General features: G+C 70.6%; 18 protein-coding genes. 9 read left to right on the plus strand and 9 right to left on the minus strand.

Annotated features, from left to right (window positions below; genetic code table 11):
- The first annotated feature begins 318 nt into the window (after nt 1–318).
- Nucleotides 319–732, plus strand: a complete 414-nt coding sequence (locus V1460_RS20390) for a hypothetical protein (protein ID WP_338675083.1) — start codon at nt 319–321, stop codon at nt 730–732.
- Nucleotides 733–1,632: 900 nt separating this feature from the next.
- Here V1460_RS20390 and V1460_RS20400 read toward each other — a convergent pair.
- Nucleotides 1,633–2,862 (minus strand): acyl-CoA dehydrogenase family protein, encoded by a 1,230-nt coding sequence (locus V1460_RS20400; RefSeq protein ID WP_338675084.1) that lies wholly within the window; start codon nt 2,860–2,862, stop codon nt 1,633–1,635.
- A 177-nt stretch (nt 2,863–3,039) separates the two neighbouring features.
- Here V1460_RS20400 and V1460_RS20405 point away from each other — a divergent pair, with 177 nt between their 5' ends.
- Nucleotides 3,040–3,696 carry a TetR family transcriptional regulator gene (locus V1460_RS20405; protein WP_338675085.1) on the plus strand — a complete coding sequence of 219 codons (657 nt, stop codon included), beginning with the start codon at nt 3,040–3,042 and terminating at the stop codon, nt 3,694–3,696.
- A gap of 115 nt (nt 3,697–3,811) precedes the next feature.
- Here the strand turns inward: V1460_RS20405 and def are convergent, their stop codons facing one another.
- Entirely contained in the window at nt 3,812–4,375 is a 564-nt protein-coding gene (gene def / locus V1460_RS20410; RefSeq protein WP_338675086.1) for a peptide deformylase, read from the minus strand.
- Between the two features lie 138 nt (nt 4,376–4,513).
- Between def and V1460_RS20415 the strand changes: the two genes are divergently transcribed.
- The 6 genes from V1460_RS20415 to V1460_RS20440 all read left to right on the plus strand — a co-directional run bounded on the left by V1460_RS20415 (nt 4,514) and on the right by V1460_RS20440 (nt 10,227).
- Nucleotides 4,514–5,761, plus strand: coding sequence for a MurT ligase domain-containing protein (locus V1460_RS20415; protein ID WP_338675087.1), 1,248 nt, complete (start codon nt 4,514–4,516; stop codon nt 5,759–5,761).
- 36 nt (nt 5,762–5,797) lie between these two features.
- On the plus strand, nt 5,798–6,526 hold the full coding sequence (locus tag V1460_RS20420; protein ID WP_338675088.1) for a glutamine amidotransferase: 729 nt from the start codon (nt 5,798–5,800) through the stop codon (nt 6,524–6,526).
- Nucleotides 6,527–6,772: 246 nt separating this feature from the next.
- Complete coding sequence (locus V1460_RS20425) at nt 6,773–7,798, plus strand: 6-phosphofructokinase (RefSeq protein ID WP_338675089.1); 1,026 nt, start codon at nt 6,773–6,775, stop codon at nt 7,796–7,798.
- 136 nt (nt 7,799–7,934) lie between these two features.
- Complete coding sequence (locus V1460_RS20430) at nt 7,935–8,903, plus strand: cytochrome c oxidase assembly protein (protein WP_338675090.1); 969 nt, start codon at nt 7,935–7,937, stop codon at nt 8,901–8,903.
- A gap of 127 nt (nt 8,904–9,030) precedes the next feature.
- Nucleotides 9,031–9,189, plus strand: a complete 159-nt coding sequence (locus tag V1460_RS20435) for a hypothetical protein (protein ID WP_338675091.1) — start codon at nt 9,031–9,033, stop codon at nt 9,187–9,189.
- A gap of 318 nt (nt 9,190–9,507) precedes the next feature.
- Entirely contained in the window at nt 9,508–10,227 is a 720-nt protein-coding gene (locus V1460_RS20440; protein WP_338675092.1) for a lysophospholipid acyltransferase family protein, read from the plus strand.
- Nucleotides 10,228–10,254: 27 nt separating this feature from the next.
- Here the strand turns inward: V1460_RS20440 and V1460_RS20445 are convergent, their stop codons facing one another.
- From V1460_RS20445 to V1460_RS20475, 7 genes are all read right to left on the minus strand, one after another.
- The gene (locus V1460_RS20445) at nt 10,255–10,995 is read right to left on the minus strand and encodes an urease accessory protein UreD (RefSeq protein WP_338675093.1); all 741 of its coding nucleotides are present in this window, start codon (nt 10,993–10,995) and stop codon (nt 10,255–10,257) included.
- The gene (gene ureG, locus V1460_RS20450; RefSeq protein WP_338675094.1) at nt 10,992–11,684 is read right to left on the minus strand and encodes an urease accessory protein UreG; all 693 of its coding nucleotides are present in this window, start codon (nt 11,682–11,684) and stop codon (nt 10,992–10,994) included. Before ureG ends, V1460_RS20445 begins: the two co-directional genes overlap by 4 nt.
- Nucleotides 11,685–11,704: 20 nt before the next feature.
- Nucleotides 11,705–12,400, minus strand: a complete 696-nt coding sequence (locus V1460_RS20455) for an urease accessory UreF family protein (RefSeq protein WP_338675095.1) — start codon at nt 12,398–12,400, stop codon at nt 11,705–11,707.
- Nucleotides 12,401–12,403: 3 nt separating this feature from the next.
- Entirely contained in the window at nt 12,404–14,164 is a 1,761-nt protein-coding gene (locus tag V1460_RS20460; RefSeq protein WP_338675096.1) for an urease subunit alpha, read from the minus strand.
- On the minus strand, nt 14,157–14,468 hold the full coding sequence (locus V1460_RS20465) for an urease subunit beta (protein WP_338675097.1): 312 nt from the start codon (nt 14,466–14,468) through the stop codon (nt 14,157–14,159). The genes V1460_RS20460 and V1460_RS20465 overlap by 8 nt, the downstream gene beginning before the upstream one ends.
- Before the next feature lie 15 nt (nt 14,469–14,483).
- Nucleotides 14,484–14,786, minus strand: a complete 303-nt coding sequence (locus V1460_RS20470; protein ID WP_338675098.1) for an urease subunit gamma — start codon at nt 14,784–14,786, stop codon at nt 14,484–14,486.
- A 143-nt stretch (nt 14,787–14,929) separates the two neighbouring features.
- A complete protein-coding gene (locus V1460_RS20475) occupies nt 14,930–15,550 on the minus strand; it encodes a helix-turn-helix domain-containing protein (protein ID WP_338675099.1) in 621 nt (206 codons plus the stop codon).
- Between the two features lie 112 nt (nt 15,551–15,662).
- Here V1460_RS20475 and V1460_RS20480 point away from each other — a divergent pair, with 112 nt between their 5' ends.
- Complete coding sequence (locus tag V1460_RS20480) at nt 15,663–16,670, plus strand: ABC transporter permease (RefSeq protein ID WP_338675100.1); 1,008 nt, start codon at nt 15,663–15,665, stop codon at nt 16,668–16,670.
- Nucleotides 16,671–16,676: the final 6 nt, after the last annotated feature.

Below are 16,676 nucleotides of genomic sequence, written 5' to 3' on the forward strand. Positions count from 1 at the left end.
GCCTCAACCCATTGTCAACGCCGGGCATGCCCCGGTCCACACAAGCCGGCGGACGAGCCATGGTCGTGGCGGTCGACCAGCCCGCCCCCATCGGCGCCCTATCACTCGAACCGTTCAAACGCCCTCTCAGTGTCCACGTCACGGGCGCGCCTCACCGGCCGGTGTCCCCCGGACGGGGGATACGTGGTTCCTCCGTCGAGGGAACCGTTCGGTGGACCGCGGCGGCGGACCGCATTTCCTAGCGTGGGGACCACGAGGTCGAACCCGCTGGGGCAAGGACCCGGCGGGTCCGCCGCACCACGTGAAAGGAGTCCTGCTATGAACGTCATCGCCAAGTCCGCCCTGGCCACCGCTGCTGCAGGCGCGCTCGCCCTCGGAGGCGCAACCGTCGCCAGCGCAGACGCGAAGGTGGCGGCACCCACGGGCACCATAGCGGCTGTACCCGCTGCCAAGTCTGTACCCGCCGCCAAGAAGGCCGTGGCAGCGGCACCCGCCGCCAAGAAGGCCGTGGCAGCGGCACCCAAGGGCACCATAGCGGCTGTACCCGCCGCCAAGAAGGTTGTGGCAGCGGACAGGGTCGCTTCCGTTGCGGAGGGCAAGGTAATCAAGGTCGCTTCCGTTGCGGAGGGCAAGGACTTGGCGCTGAAGGCCAGTGCCAAGGAACCTCGTGCCATCGCCGCTGCGCCGAAGACCGACGCCCTGGCCATCGCAAGGCCGGCACCCAAGCCGTAGATCGCGTACGGGACCGTCCTTGGCCTTGCCGTTTCACTTGGAGACGGCCGGCTGTGGGGCTGAAATGTGAAAGTGCCTTCCTGACCCGGGACGGCGAACCTCGCTGAGGGGTTCCGTCGGTCCGAGGGAGGGCACTTTCCATGTGCAGACCATCGGGCGTGGATTCCCTTCGGCGAGCCCCTGAGCACATCGCCGTCGCCTCGGCAGCCCAGGCGGCGTCACGGATCCCTCCGCCGGGTTCGGTGGCCGCCGTCCAGGCCGGGGCGGGAACCTTCAGGACGGCGTGGTGGATCTGCTCGGTGATGGTCGTGCCGACCGAGTACGGCAGCCACCGGCCTCGCCTGGCGAGCCAGGCCACGAACTCGCGGGTGCCGCCGCCGGAATCGGCCCGGATAGGTCTCTACCTGGCACGAGGCGATTCACTTGAACTCGGTGAGGCTGTCCACGAGTGCTTCCACGACCCGGTCGACAGCCCCGCGCGCCGCCTCGACACGGCTCCCCGGAAGGTGACCGTGCCGGTTGCCCACGCGTCGCGACCGGCCAGTCGTCAACACCCGGGCACAGTCGGACAGCCCCGGTTGAACAGGAACGTGACTGAAGCTCGCTGAGGTCGCCGAAGCCGAGCCGACGCCGGGAGCGATGTCATGCCGTACAAAGCATTGAAGCTTTGAAGGATGTCGTCCCCGTTCTGCCGTCCTGCTCGCACGCTGACCTGCGTGTATCGACGAGACAGGAAGGAAGCCGACCGCCCCTCCCGAATGGCGCAGCCGGCCGCGGACTCAGAAGGAGTTCGCCCACTGGCGACTGCACTGGTTGCCGTGAGCACGCGATGGAGGCGGCGGAGGAACCAGAACAGCAGCGTACTTCCTGACCCGCGCAGCTCCCCGCCCCCTCGGGTTTTCAGCGGATGGGCACACCCGCGAGAGTGCGGGCGATCACCAGGCGCTGGATCTCACTGGTGCCCTCGAAAATGGTGTAGATCGCGCTGTCGCGGTGCATACGCTCCACCGGGTACTCGCGGGTGAAGCCGTTGCCGCCGAGGATCTGCACGGCCTGGGCGGTCACCTTCTTGGCGACCTCGCTGGCGAAGAGCTTGGACATCGAGCCCTCGGCCGCCGTGAAGGGCTTGCCGCTGACCGCCATCCAGGAGGCGCGCCAGACCAGCAGCCGGGCCGCGTCGATCTGGGTGCGCATATCGGCGAGCTGGAAGGCGACGCCCTGGTTGTCGATGATCGGCCGGCCGAACTGCTCACGGTTCTTGGCGTAGTCGAGTGCGTAGTCGTACGCAGCCCGCGCCGTGCCGACAGCCATGGCACCGACAGCGGGGCGAGAGGCCTCGAAGGTGGCCATGGCGGCGTTCTTCACGCGCTCGCCGCCGCCCACCCTGGCCCGCTCGCGGGCGCGGGCGAGGCGCTCGTCGAGCTTCTCCTTGCCGCCGAGCAGGCAGTGGCCGGGGACCCTGACGTCCTCCAGGACGACCTCGGCGGTGTGGGAGGCGCGAATGCCGTGCTTCTTGAACTTCTGCCCCTGGGACAGCCCGGGAGTGTTCGGCGGGACGATGAAGGAGGCGTGACCCTTGCTGCCGAGCTCCGGGTCCACCACCGCGACGACGACATGCACGTTGGCGATACCGCCGTTGGTCGCCCAGGTCTTGGTGCCGTTGAGCACCCACTCGTCCTTGGCCACGTCGTAGACGGCGCGGGTGCGCATCGAGCCCACGTCCGATCCGGCGTCGGGCTCGGACGAGCAGAACGCGGCGACCTTGACGTCGTCCACGTCCCCGTACATCTGCGGGATCCAGGTGCCGATCTGCTCCTCGGTGCCGTTGGCGAGCACACCGACGGCGGCGAGGCCGGTGCCGACGATGGACAGGGCGATACCGGCGTCGCCCCAGAAGAGCTCCTCCATCGCCATGGGGATGCTGAGGCCGGTGGGGTCGAAGTACTGCTGGGCATAGAAATCCAGGGAGTAGATGCCGACCTTGGCCGCCTCCTGGATGACCGGCCAGGGGGTCTCCTCGCGCTCGTCCCACTCGGCCGCGGCCGGGCGGATCACATCCCGGGCGAAGCCGTGCAACCAGTCACGGACCTGCTTCTGCTCGTCGTTGAGATCGAGCGCGAACTCGGTCATAGTCCCCTCCTGATGTGCACCGATCCATGACCCACCCGCAGCGTTACTGGCGGTAACAACAGTCTGTTACTGCCGGGTAAGCGCTGTCAACCGGAACCAGCGTGTTCGGCACGCTGTCCCTGCGGAGTGTTACTTTGCGCAGGCCTCACGGAATACACACGGGCGGGGAGAACCACCATGGACAGCACCACTCAGCAGACCGACCAGCAGCGGTCGGCGGACCAGCGGCGGCGTGAGTTGCTCGAAGCCGCGGACCGGGTGGTGCTCCGGGACGGGCCGCAGGCGTCGATGAACGCGATCGCGGCCGAGGCCGGGATCACCAAGCCGATCCTCTATCGGCACTTCGGTGACAAGAGCGGCCTCTACCGGGCCCTCGCCAAGCGCCACACCGATGCCCTGCTGGACGCCCTGCGCGCCGCGGCCGACGCGCCCGCGACCCGGCGCGGCCGGGTCGAGAACACCATCGACACCTACCTCGCCACCATCGAGGCGGCACCGCAGGTCTACCGCTTCCTGATGCACCCCGCCGAGGACCCGCACGCCGCCGAGCAGTCCGCACGCGGCTTCGACATCGGCCGCCATTCCGCGCCGCTGCTGCGGCGCCTCGGGGAGGAGTTGGGCAAGCTCATCGGGGACCGCGTGGACCTCGGCCCGGGCGGCAGCGAACTGGCCAGGGTCTGGGGACACGGGATCGTCGGCATGATGCACGCCGCCGGCGACTGGTGGCTCGGCGAGCGGCCCTGCTCCCGGACCCAGTTGGTGACCAGCCTGGTCGATCTGCTCTGGGGCCGGCTCGCCGAGGTCGAGGACCGCGACGCCGACACCGGGCCGTAGGCCCCGGAGGGGCGCAGCGGGCGGGTCTCACACCCTGGGCGCCGGGGCCGCGGCCCGGGTTCGGAGGTGCCAGGCCCCTCACACCGCACGGCCCGGGCGCCGGGCCGTCCGGGCCCTACAGGTCGCCAGGAAGCGCACGTCCGCGCGCCCAGGGCGCCCGCCGAACCGCCCGCAGGGCGCGGTTGCGGCGCAAGCCTTTGACGTGGTCCAGATAGATCCCACCCTCCAGGTGGTCGCACTCATGCTGGAGGCAGCGGGCGAAGAAGCCCGTACCCTCCACACGCACCGGATCCCCGTGCATCGTGACGCCTTCGACCACGGCGTGGTCGTAGCGGGGTGTGCCCGCCTCGACTCCGGGCAGCGAGAGACAGCCTTCGGGGCCGCGCACCGCGACCCCGCCGGCATCGACGAGTCGCGGGTTGACCAGATGGCCGATATGGCGGACGTCCTCGTCGTCCGGGCAGTCGTAGACGAACACCCGCAGGGGGACGCCGACTTGGTTCGCGGCGAGGCCGACGCCCTCGGCGGCGTACATCGTGGCGAACATGTCGTCGACGAGCGACGCGAGCGCAGGACCGAAGTCGGTGACGGGCTCGCACGGGGCGTGCAGCACGGGATCTCCGAGCAGGCTCATGGCTCGTACGAGTCCGGAACTGCCGGGGATCGAACGCTTTGGCATGGCGGTAAGCCTACGTTTCGCACCACCCTGGTCCCGAACCCCTCGGTGACCTCCCGCTTTCGCCGTGGAGCCGGGGTCGGCCGGTCGGTCGGATCTCGATAGGCTGATGCCCGACCGACGCAAGGAGGATCTAGGACGATGGCAGGACACCCTGGCAACGCAGAGTCGCTGTCGCCGCGGGCCAAGCTGGCCGTGACGGCCGGCAAGGCCGCAGCGGCGGTGTCGCGTGCGGCGGGACGTGGCAGCGGATCGGTGATCGGCGGCCGGGTGGCGCTCAAGCTCGACCCGGATCTGCTGAGCGCTCTGGCCCAGCACCTCGATGTCGTCCTGGTCTCGGCGACCAACGGCAAGACCACGACCACCCGCCTGATCGCCGAGGCGCTGCGCGCCAGCGGCCCGGTCGTCTCCAACGCGCTGGGCGCCAACATGCCGGCGGGCATCACCTCCGCGCTCGCCGGTGGGTCCGACGCCAGGTACGGCGTGATCGAGGTCGACGAGAAGTACCTGGCGGGCGTCGCCCGGGACACCACTCCCAAAGCCATCGCCCTGCTCAACCTCTCCCGCGACCAGTTGGATCGTGCCGCCGAGACCCGGATGCTGGCCGAGAAGTGGCGGGAGGGCCTGTCCGGCTCCAAGGCGGTGGTGATCGCCAACGCCGATGACCCGCTCGTCGTCTGGGCCGCCTCGTCCTCCCCCACCGTGGTCTGGGTGGCTGCCGGCCAGGAGTGGAAAGACGACGCCTGGTCGTGCCCCGCCTGCGGCGGTGTGATGCAGCGCCCCGGTGACGACTGGTTCTGCGGCGAGTGCGGCTTCCGGCGCCCCGCCGTGAGCTGGGCGCTCAGCGGCGACCACGTCCTGGACCCGCACGGCTCCGCCTGGCCGATCCACCTCCAGCTCCCGGGCCGCGCCAACAAGGCCAACGCCGCCACCTCCGCCGCCGTCGCCGCGGTCTTCGGCGTGCCGCCGCAGGTCGCCTTGGAGCGCATGTACCAGGTGCAGGCGGTCGCGGGCCGCTACGACGTGGTCTCCTTCCTGGGCCGCGACGTACGGCTGCTGCTGGCGAAGAACCCGGCCGGCTGGCTGGAGACCTTCTCGCTGATCGACCCGCCGCCCACCCCGGTGATCCTCTCCGTCAACGCCCGCGGCGCCGACGGCACCGACACCTCCTGGCTGTGGGACGTGGACTACACCCGGCTCGCCGGCCACCCGATCTTCGTGATCGGCGACCGCCGCCTCGACCTGGCAGTACGCCTCGAGGTCGCCGGTCTGGACTTCCGCGTCTGCGACACCCTGGACGCCGCCGTGCAGGCGGCACCGCCCGGGCGGATCGAGCTCATCGCCAACTACACCGCCTTCCAGGACGTCCGCCGCCGCGTCGGCAACTGACCCCGCTGACCGCAGAGATCGCAGAGGAACACGAGCATGAGCGACAGCAGCCTGCGTCTGGTGTGGGTCTACCCGGACCTGCTCAGCACGTACGGGGACCAGGGCAACGCCCTGGTCGTGGAGCGGCGCGCCCGGCAGCGCGGCCTGGACGTCACCCGCATCGACGTCCGCAGCGACCAGCCGGTGCCGACCTCCGGTGACATCTATCTGATCGGCGGCGGCGAGGACCGCCCGCAGCGGCTCGCGGCCGAGCGGCTGCGGCGCGACGGCGGGCTGAGCCGGGCCGCCTCCAACGGCGCGATCATCTTCTCGGTCTGCGCCGGCTACCAGATCCTGGGCCATGAGTTCATCAACGACATCGGCCAGCGCGAACCCGGTCTCGGCCTGCTCGATGTCGTGTCGACCCGCGGCGAGGGCGAGCGCTGTGTCGGCGACGTGCTGGCCGACATCGACGCGCGGCTCGGCCTGCCCCAGCTCACCGGGTTCGAGAACCACCAGGGCATCACCCACCTCGGCCCGGCGGCCCGCCCGTTCGCCCGCACCGTGCTCGGCAAGGGCAACGGCACCGGGGACGGCACCGAGGGCGCGTACAACGACACCGTCTTCGGCACGTACATGCACGGCCCTGTCATGGCCCGCAATCCGCAGATCGCGGACCTGCTGCTGAAGCTCGCGCTGGACGTGAACGCGCTGCCGCCGACCGACGACCGCTGGTACGAGGCACTGCGCGCCGAGCGGATAAGGGCCGCCACGCAGCCCGCCTGACCGTTCCTCCGGCGGGTACTCGGGCCGGCCTTCGAGAGGTCATCGGAGTGCTCGTCTGAGCGGTCCACGCGACGAACGAAGACGAACGGCCCGGCGCTCATCCGCCGGGCCGTTCGCACATCTGCGCCGATGTCCACTGGACGGACTTCCGGTTCGGCTCAGGGGGTCTCGCGCCGGTAGGGTGGCGGGGATCCCACCGGACGACGTGGTCCGGGAGTCAGCCCACGTTGCAAAGGTATTCGGGCAATGCGCATTGGTGTCCTGACCTCCGGGGGCGACTGCCCCGGCCTGAACGCGGTCATCCGTTCCGTCGTCCACCGCGCGGTCGTCGACCACGGCGACGAGGTCATCGGTTTCCACGACGGCTGGAAAGGCCTGCTGGAGGCCGACTACCGCAAGCTCGACCTGGACGCCGTCGTCGGCATCCTGGCGCGCGGTGGCACGATCCTCGGCTCGTCGCGCGTCCAGCCCGCGCACCTGGTCGACGGTGTCGAGCGCGCCAAGGGCCATGTCGCCGAGCTGGGCCTCGACGCGATCATCCCGATCGGCGGCGAGGGCACCCTGAAGGCGGCCAATCTGCTCTCCGAGGCGGGACTACCGATCGTGGGCGTGCCGAAGACCATCGACAACGACATCGCGTCGACCGATGTGACGTTCGGCTTCGACACCGCCGTCGGTGTCGCAACCGAGGCCCTGGACCGGCTGAAGACCACCGCCGAGTCGCACCAGCGGGTGCTGATCGTCGAGGTCATGGGCCGCCACACCGGGTGGATCGCCCTGCACTCCGGCATGGCGGCGGGAGCACACGCGATCGTGGTGCCCGAGCGACCCTTCGACATGGACGAGCTGACGCGACGGGTCGGCGAGCGCTTCGAGGCGGGCAAGCGGTTCGCGATCGTGGTGGTCGCCGAAGGCGCCAAGCCGCGTGCGGGCAGTATGGAGTTCGACGAGGGCGGCAAGGATATGTACGGCCACGAGCGCTTCGCGGGAGTTGCCCGGCAGTTGTCCGTCGAGCTGGAGCACCGGCTCGGCAAGGAGGCCCGGCCCGTGATCCTCGGGCATGTGCAGCGCGGTGGAACGCCGACCGCGTACGACCGCGTCCTCGCCACCCGATTCGGCTGGCACGCCGTGGAGGCCGCACACCGCGGCGAGTTCGGCATGATGACGGCCCTGCGCGGCACGGACATCACCATGGTGCCCCTGGCGCATGCCGTCGAGACGCTCAAGACGGTGCCGGACGAGCGCTACGCCGAGGCCGAGTGCGTCCTGTGATCCGGACGCCGGTCCGCTGAGCGGTCGGTACGATCGCGGCCGTCCCAGAGCCGCCCCCGCCCGCAACCGCGGCCGGGGGCGGCTCTAGTCTGGTGCGGACAACAACCCCGAATCGGGACGCTCCAGGAGTACACAGATGGATCACAGCGGGCACGGCGGCCAAGGCGAGCACGGTATGCCGATGGACCTCCCGCCGTTCACGCTGGGGCGCGGTCTCGAGCTGTCGGTGGATCCGGTCTTCCTGATCGGCTGCCTGCTCGCGCTGGGCCTGTACGGCTGGGGCGTCGTCCGGCTGGTGCGGCGCGGCGACGCCTGGCCGGTGGGCCGCACGATCGCGTTCGCCATCGGCGTGCTGAGCATCGCCCTGGTGATGTGCACCAAGCTGAACGACTACGGCATGGTGATGTTCAGTGTCCACATGGTGCAGCACATGGTGATCAGCATGCTGTCACCGATCCTGCTGCTGCTCGGCGCCCCGATGACCCTGGCGCTGCGTGCGCTGCCGGTGGCCGGCCGGGGCACCAAGGGGCCTCGCGAGCTGCTGCTGGCACTGCTGCACAGCCGCTACATGCGGATCGTCACGCATCCCGCGTTCACCATCCCGATGTTCATCGCAAGCCTGTACGGGCTGTACTTCACCCCGCTGTTCGACACCCTGATGGGATCCAGGGCCGGACACATCGGGATGATGGTCCACTTCCTCGCGGTGGGCCTGGTCTTCTTCTGGCCGATCATGGGGGTCGACCCGGGCCCGAACCGTCCCGGCTACGTGATGCGGATGCTGGAGCTGTTCGCGGGCATGCCGTTCCACGCGTTCTTCGGTATCGCGCTGATGATGGCGAGCGAGCCGATGGTGCGGACCTACGCCGATCCCCCGGCGAGCCTGGCGATCAGCGCGATCTCCGACCAGAACGCGGCGGGGGGAATCGCCTGGGCCTTCAGTGAGATCCCGTCCGTGCTGGTACTGATCGCCCTGGTGTACCAGTGGTACCACTCCGAGCAGCGCCAGGCGGTTCGCAAGGACCGAGCGGCCGACCGGGACGGCGACAAGGAGCTGGAGGCGTACAACGCGTATCTCGCCTCGCTCCAGACCCGGGGGCGCTGACCTCTCGATCCCGGCGGGCTCGGATACGTGCCGGAGAGTGGCGCGGGGCCCGTACCAGGGGTCACGATGGCTGCAGAGGCCACGGCCGGGCTCCCAGCCACGGCGGCCGGCCCGGAGGAGGACGCGGATGTCCGGAGCCACGAAGACGATGGGCGTGCTCACCGTCATCAGCCTGGTGCTCATCACCGGCTACACGGTCGCACTCGGCAGTAACGGCTGGCTGTGGTTCGCCTGGGTCGTACTCGGCCTCGTCACTCTCGGAATGCTGACCTCAAAACCGACCTGACGCGTGAGCGGGCGCGCCCCGGTGAGCTGAGCGGACGAGCGCTCCCGCGCCCCGGTTGCCTCGGGTGCGCCGGGAGCGGCCGGTCCCCGCGGGTTCGGCCCGGGTCGGCAGGCTCGGCCTGGCCGCTGCGGCGGACATGGCCGAGCAGCACGATGTCCGGGCAGCAGGGCGATCCGCGACATACCGTGGGCGGATTCGGGGTACCGCGCCCACGAGGAGTGCCACTCCCGCGGGGGAGCCCGTCCGCTCGGGACGGGTGGTCGGGCCGCCACCCGAGCCGCCCCCTGGAGCCGGATCGGTCACAGTTGGGAGCACACCGTGTTCTACTACGTCCTCAAGTACGTGGTCCTGGGTCCATTGCTGCGGTTGCTGTTCCGGCCCAGGATCGAGGGTCTCGAACACATTCCCGACGAGGGCGCGGCGATCATCGCGGGGAACCACCTGTCCTTCTCCGATCACTTCCTGATGCCCGCCATCATCAGGCGCCGCATCACCTTTCTGGCCAAGGCCGAGTACTTCACGGGTCCTGGTGTCAAAGGGAGGATGACCGCGGGATTCTTCCGCAGTGCGGGGCAGATCCCGGTGGATCGGTCGGGCAAGGAAGCCGGTCAGGCGGCCATCCGGGAGGGGCTCGGGGTGCTGGCGCGCGGCGAGTTGCTCGGCATCTACCCCGAGGGGACCCGCTCGCATGACGGGCGGCTGTACAAGGGGAAGGTCGGAGTCGCGGTGATGGCGCTCAGGGCCCGGGTGCCGGTGGTGCCGTGCGCGATGGTCGGGACGTTCGAGGTCCAGCCGCCAGGGCAGAAACTGCCGAGGATCAAGCGGGTGGCGATCAGGTTCGGGGAGCCGCTGGACTTCTCGCGCTATGAGGGCATGGAGGGCGAGAAGTCGGTGCTGCGCGCGGTGACCGACGAGATCATGTACGAGATCCTCGCCCTGTCGGGCCAGGAGTACGTGGACGAGTACGCGGCCACGGTGAAGGAGCGCGAGGCCGCGGAACAGCAGCAGGGCAGCCGGTTTCGCCGGCTGCGGCGCTGAACCGCAGCCTGCGGCTGCACGGTCGGCTCAGCCGCTGCCGCTGTTGAGCGCGGTGTCGAGTACCCGGCGCAGCGCCAGGGCGTCGGGTGCCACGGCGGTGACCAGCACCGCGGGCCCCGCGAGCGGGGTGAGCACCGCACTGTCTCCGAACTGCCGTGCCTGGGCCGGGTGCTTCTCGAACTCGGGGTCCACGACGAGCAGCTGGCCGACCGCCCGGTGTCCGCCGAGCACTGCCGGGCCGTCCCAGCCCGCGGGCGCGGCCGGTCCGTAGGCGAGTTCCTGGTCGAGCAGCGGGCGGCCGGCGCGGTGCACGGTGAGCCGGGTGCTCAGGCTGCCGCTCTGTTCCCCATGGCGGCCCAGGATCTGCTCCTCACGCAGCACCAGACGTGCGCCGGCGGCGAGCCGTACTCGGGTCCGCATCCGCAGTTCGCTTCCCCGGGCGCTGATCAGCGGCTCGGGCAGCCAGCGCACCTCGGCGTCATCCGCCACGTCCAGTGTGACGTCGTAGTCCGCCGGGGCAGGCCCGGGACCGGGCAGGGCGACCGTCGCCGCTGCCGAGTCGACGTACAGCCGGGCACCCTCGCATACCTCGGCCTCGATGGCCAGCCGATCACCTCCGAGCGGTGCGCTCATGGCGCCGACCACGGTGACACGGGTGTGGGCTCCGTCGCCCCGAGTCCGGCGCAGTGCGAGCGGCCCGGCGCTTTCGAGTACGGGCAGCCCGCCGTCGCGGGTCGCGACGATGCGTGCGGTGGCGTGGAGGCTCACGTGCACGCGGTCCAGGCGGAGAGCTGTGCGCGTACCCATTCGGCGACCGGGCCGACGCCGTGCTCCCCGGTCAGGGAGGTGAAGGCGACGGGCAGTTCACCGCGCTGCTCCTTGGCGTCACGCGCCATGCGGCCCAGGTCGGATCCGACGTAGGGGGCGAGGTCGGTCTTGTTGACCACCAGGAGGTCGGCGGTGGTGACCCCGGGGCCGCCCTTGCGGGGGATGTCATCGCCCCCGGCCACGTCGATCACGAAGATCTGGGCGTGCACCAGGCCCTTGGAGAAGGTGGCCGTGAGGTTGTCGCCGCCGGACTCGACGAGGATCAGGTCCAGCGGGCCGGCGGTGTCCTCCAGGTCCTCCACCGCTTCGAGGTTGGCGGAGATGTCGTCGCGGATCGCGGTGTGCGGGCAGGCTCCGGTCTCGACCGCCTGGATGCGTTCGGGCGGCAGCACCGCGTTGCGCAGAAGGAACTCGGCGTCCTCGCGGGTGTAGATGTCGTTGGTGACGACCGCGATGGAGAGCTGGTCGCGCAGGGCCCGGCAGAGGGCGGCGACGGTGGCGGTCTTCCCGGAGCCGACCGGCCCGCCGAGGCCGATACGCAGGGCGCGCCGGATGCCGTCGGGACGTACGGCGTCGGCGCTCGCGGCCGGCGGGCCGTCGTGGCCGGTGTGCTCGTGGCTGAGGTGCATGGGGCAGCTCCAAACGGGGGCTATGAGGCGAAGAGACGTACCGGCCAGGCCGCGTGCTGCTCGGCGGTGATGTCGAGCAGGGGTGCCGACGCGGCGGGCAGGGAGTCGATCCCCTGCCGTGCGGCGGCCGTCGCACGGTCGGTGACCTGGTCGATGGCGGGGGCGAGGCGGGCGAGTACGGCGGTGGCTTCGAAGGGGTCGAGGCCGAGCAGGCGCACGGCGGCCGACGCGGGTCCGCTGACCGCCTCGTACACGGCGCAGTGGGCGGCGTCCCAGCCGGTCAGCCCTGCGGCCCGTGCGGTGAGTCCCAGCACCACCGGCTGGTGCGCGCCCCTGGGACGTGCGGCGGCGAGTGCGTCGAGTTCGGGCGACGGCCAGACGGCCCTGGCGGCCCGCATCAGCTGGCGGCCGAGTCGCCGGGCAGTGGTGCGCAGTACGGGTGAGGGGGTGCGGGCGTCGGCGGCGGCGTCCAGTGCGAGCGGGTCGAGCCCGTCCGCCGCCGCGGCGGCGAGCGCGGCGGCGGTCAGGCCCGTGGTGTGCAGTCGGCCCTGGCAGAAGGCACCGAGTCCGGCCGCGTCCCGGATCCGGCCCGCCTTGACTGCCGCCTCCATCCCGCCGGAGTGGGCGTGGCCTCCGGCGGGGAAGCGGCCGTCCGCGAGGACGAGCAGGGCGGCCCGGGCGGAATCAGCGGCGTGTGCGCGGTCGTTCGCTGCCATGGATCAGAACAGGAAGTACCGCTGGGCCATGGGCAGCACCTCCGCGGGCGCCGGTTCGACCGTTTCGCCGTCGATCGTCACCGTGAAGGTGTCCGCGTCGACCCGGACGTGCGGCTGGGCGGCGTTCTCCCGCATGTCCGCTTTGGTCACCCGGCGGGTGCTGTGGATCGGCGTGAAGGGTTTACCGAGGCCGAGACGTCCGGGGAGGTCGTCCTCGATCGCCTGCTCGGTGGTGAAGTTGACCGAGTTGGCCGCCGGGGCTCGTCCGGTGGCGCCGAACATCGGGCGAGGCAGCACCGGCTGCGGGGTGGGGATGGAGGCATTGGCGTCGCCCATCTGCGCGTAGGCGATCTGGCCGCCCTTGATGACGAGTTGGGGTTTGACGCCGAAGAAGGCGGGCTCCCAGAGCACGAGATCGGCGAGCTTGCCCTGCTCGACCGAGCCGATCTCGCGGTCCATTCCCTGCGCCACGGCCGGGTTGATCGTGTATTTGGCGACATAGCGACGAGCCCGGAGGTTGTCGGCGCGGCCGTCTCCGGGCAGCGCGCCGCGGCGCAGCTTCATCACGTGCGCGGTCTGCCAGGTCCGCAGGATCACTTCGCCGATGCGGCCCATGGCCTGGGAGTCCGAGGAGATGATGGAGATCGCGCCGAGGTCGTGGAGCACGTCCTCGGCGGCGATGGTGGAGGGCCGGATGCGCGATTCGGCGAAGGCCAGGTCCTCGGGGACGGCCGGGTTGAGGTGGTGGCAGACCATCAGCATGTCGAGGTGCTCCTCGATGGTGTTGACGGTGTGCGGGCGGGTCGGATTGGTGGAGCTGGGCAGCACGTACGGCTCGGAAACGACCGTGATGATGTCCGGTGCGTGGCCGCCGCCCGCACCCTCGGTGTGGTAGGCGTGGATGGTACGGCCCGCGATGGCCGCCAGGGTGTCGCCGACGAACCCCGCCTCGTTCAGGGTGTCCGTGTGGATGGCGAGCTGGGCGCCGGTCTCGTCGCAGACGGTCAGGCAGGCGTCGATGGCGGCGGGGGTGGCACCCCAGTCCTCATGGATCTTGAAACCGATGGCGCCTCCGCGCAGCTGGGCGTACATCGCCTCGCGCGAGACGGTGTTGCCCTTGCCGAGCAACCCGATGTTGACGGGGCTGTGCTCCAGGGCCTCGAACATCCGGGCGAGATGCCAGGAGCCGGGTGTGATCGTGGTGGCCTTGGTGCCTTCGGCGGGTCCGGTGCCGCCGCCGACCAGCGTGGTGATCCCGGAGGCGAGCGCCTGGTCGATCAGGGTCGGCGAGATGAAGTGCACATGGGCATCGATCGCCCCGGCTGTGACGATCCTGCCGTTGCCGACGATGATCTCGGTCTCGGGGCCGATGACCAGACCCGGATGGACACCGTCCATCGTGTCGGGGTTTCCGGCCTTCCCGATGCCGGTGATACGGCCGTCTCGGATGCCGATGTCGGCCTTGACAACGCCCCAGTGGTCGATGATCACCGCGCCGGTGACGACGGTGTCCGGTGCGCCTTCCGCCCGGGTGGTGGCAGCCTGGCCCATCGACTCCCGGATCACCTTGCCACCGCCGAAGACGGCCTCGTCCCCGGCGCGTCCCGGGCCGCCCGAACGGTCCTCCTCGATCTCGACCAGCAGCGCGGTGTCGGCAAGCCTGATCCGGTCCCCGGTGGTGGGACCGAAGAGATCCGCGTACCTGGCCCTGGACAGCGCCACGGTGGTCGCCGAGCGTCCGGTGTGCCCGGTGTTGTCAGCCATCGAGCGGCCCTCCCGTCTCGGCGCGCAGACCGGGCACCGCGCGCAGTCCGGCGAGCGGTACGAGTGCGACCTCGACCGGGATACCCGGCTCGAAGCGCACGGCGGTGCCCGCGGCGACGTGCAGCCGACGGCCATGCGCCGCGGCCCGGTCGAAGCGGAGGCCCGGATTGACCTCCGCGAAGTGGTAGTGGGAACCGACCTGGACGGGCCGATCGGCGGCGTTGAGCACGGTCAGCAGGATCACGTCCCGCCCTTCGTTGAGCACGACGGGCTCGTCGGCATGGAGGATCTCTCCGGGGATCATCGTCGGCACCCCCGGTCAGACGATCGGGGCATGGACGGTGACGAGCTTGGTGCCGTCCGGGAAGGTCGCCTCCACCTGGACGTCGTGGATCATCTCGGGGATGCCCGGCATGACGTCGTCCCGGGTGAGCACCTTGCGTCCGGAGGCCATGAGTTCGGCGACGGTACGACCGTCCCTGGCCCCTTCGAGGATGTGCGAGGTGATCAGGGCCACCGCTTCGGGGTGGTTGAGCTTCACGCCTCGGGCCCGGCGCCTGTCCGCGACGTCCGCGGCCACATGGACGAGCAGGCGTTCCTGCTCGTGCGGGGTCAGTTGCACGCTTCCACCTCACAAGCTCGATCCGGTCGGGGCCCGTTCGGCCGGGGAGCCGACCGCGGCCTCCCACCCCACCAGCCGTCGACGGCGGCGTGATGCTTCGTGGCCAGGAGTTTGAACGTTAGGGCGGAAGTTTTTCCGGCACGTTAACTGATCTTTGGCAGTTGCATGGACATCAGCCCGCGCAGCCCGTTCTCCAGAACCCGGACGTCCACGTCACCGAACAGCGCCTTCTGGGCGATGAACCCCTGGGCCGCGGCCATCAGCGTCTGCGCGAGATCCTCGGACGCCACGTCTGCCCGGAGGATGCCGCTGTCCCGGTAGGCGTCGGCAAGCCGCGCCCAGGCCCCGCGCATGTCGGCGAACGCACCGTCCAGCATCCCGCTCAGCCGCTCGTTGCGCAGCGCCTCGGTCCACACCTGGATGATCAGCCCGGCGGACGCCCGGCCTCCGCCGCCGGGTGCCAGCTCCTCGAAGAGTCTGCGCAGCAAGCGGCTCAACAGGATGTCGGGAGTCGGCACCGGCGTCGCTTCGGCAGCCTCGTAGAAGGCCGCGCGCACGCCGCCGAAGGCTTCCTCGGCGATGGCGACGATGAGTTCGTCCTTCCCCCTGAAGTACCGGTAGACAGCGCCTGCCGAGAGTCCGACCTCGCTGAGGACATCCTGCATCGAGGTGGCGTGGAAGCCGTTGCGGGCGAAGCAGCGCGCGGCGCCGTCAATGATCTGACGGCGGCGGGCGTCGAGGTGTTCCTGGGATACACGAGCCATGATCCCAATTTAAAACGAACGTTCATTCTTGACAAGGGGTCACGCTTGCCCCACATTGGCGTCAGCGACGTAAAACGAACGATCCTTCTCTTGAGCTGGAATCGAGGAGCCCATGCCCGCCCTGTCCCCCGCGACACCGCCCGCTCGCCGCATACGCCCCATGATCGCGGTGATGGTGCTCGTCCCCGTCCTCGTCTCCCTGGCGCTGTGGGCCTTCGCCTGGCCCGCCGCCCGGATGGCGCCGAACGAGCTGCCGATCGGCGTCGCGGGCCCGGCAGCCGCCACGGCCCAGCTGGAGCAGAACCTCGCTCAGCACGAGGAAGCCTTCGAGATCCGTCACTACGACGACGAGGCCGCCGCCCGTGAGGCGATCGAGGACCGCGATGTATACGGCGCGATGGTGGTGACCACCGATGGCCCGAAGGTGCTGACGGCCTCGGCCGCGAGCCCTGTCGTGGCGGCACTGCTCAAGGAGTCCGCCGCCATGGCGGCTCCCGAGGGCACCCGACCCGTGATCGAGGACGTCGTCCCCGCGTCCCCCGACGACCCCCGGGGCAGCGCCCTCGCGTCGAGCATCCTGCCCCTCGCACTGGCCGGTATCGCGGCCGGAGCCTCGGTGACCCTGCTCGGCCTGCGGGGATGGCGTGCGGCGACCGCGCTGAGCGGCACGGCCGCATTGTCCGGACTCGTCGCGACCGCCATCGCCCACAGCTGGCTCGGCGCACTCACCGGTGCCTGGTGGACCGAGGCCGGGGTACTGACGCTCACCGTGCTCGCCGTGGGCGGGGGCATCGCCGGGCTCGCCGCGGTGCTGGGACGCGAGGGGATCGGCCTCGGCGCCCTGCTGATCATGCTGATCGGCAACCCGTTCTCGGGCGTGGGCACCGCGCCGGAGCTGCTGCCCGAGCCGGCCGGCCTGATAGGCCAGTGGCTGCCTCCGGGCGCGGGTGGTTCGCTGCTGCGGTCGGTGACCTTCTTCGACGGCGCCGGAGCCGCCTCACCCGCGATCGTCCTGACCCTTTGGGCCCTACTGGGACTGACCGCGGTCCTGATCGGCGGACGCCGCCGGGTGCAGAGCCCCGCGCGGCAGCCGGTCCCGGACGCTGCGCCGACGGCCTGACCCGGG

It is taken from the genome of Streptomyces sp. SCSIO 30461 (genome assembly GCF_037023745.1).
In the GTDB taxonomy this organism is placed as follows: Bacteria; Actinomycetota; Actinomycetes; order Streptomycetales; family Streptomycetaceae; genus Streptomyces.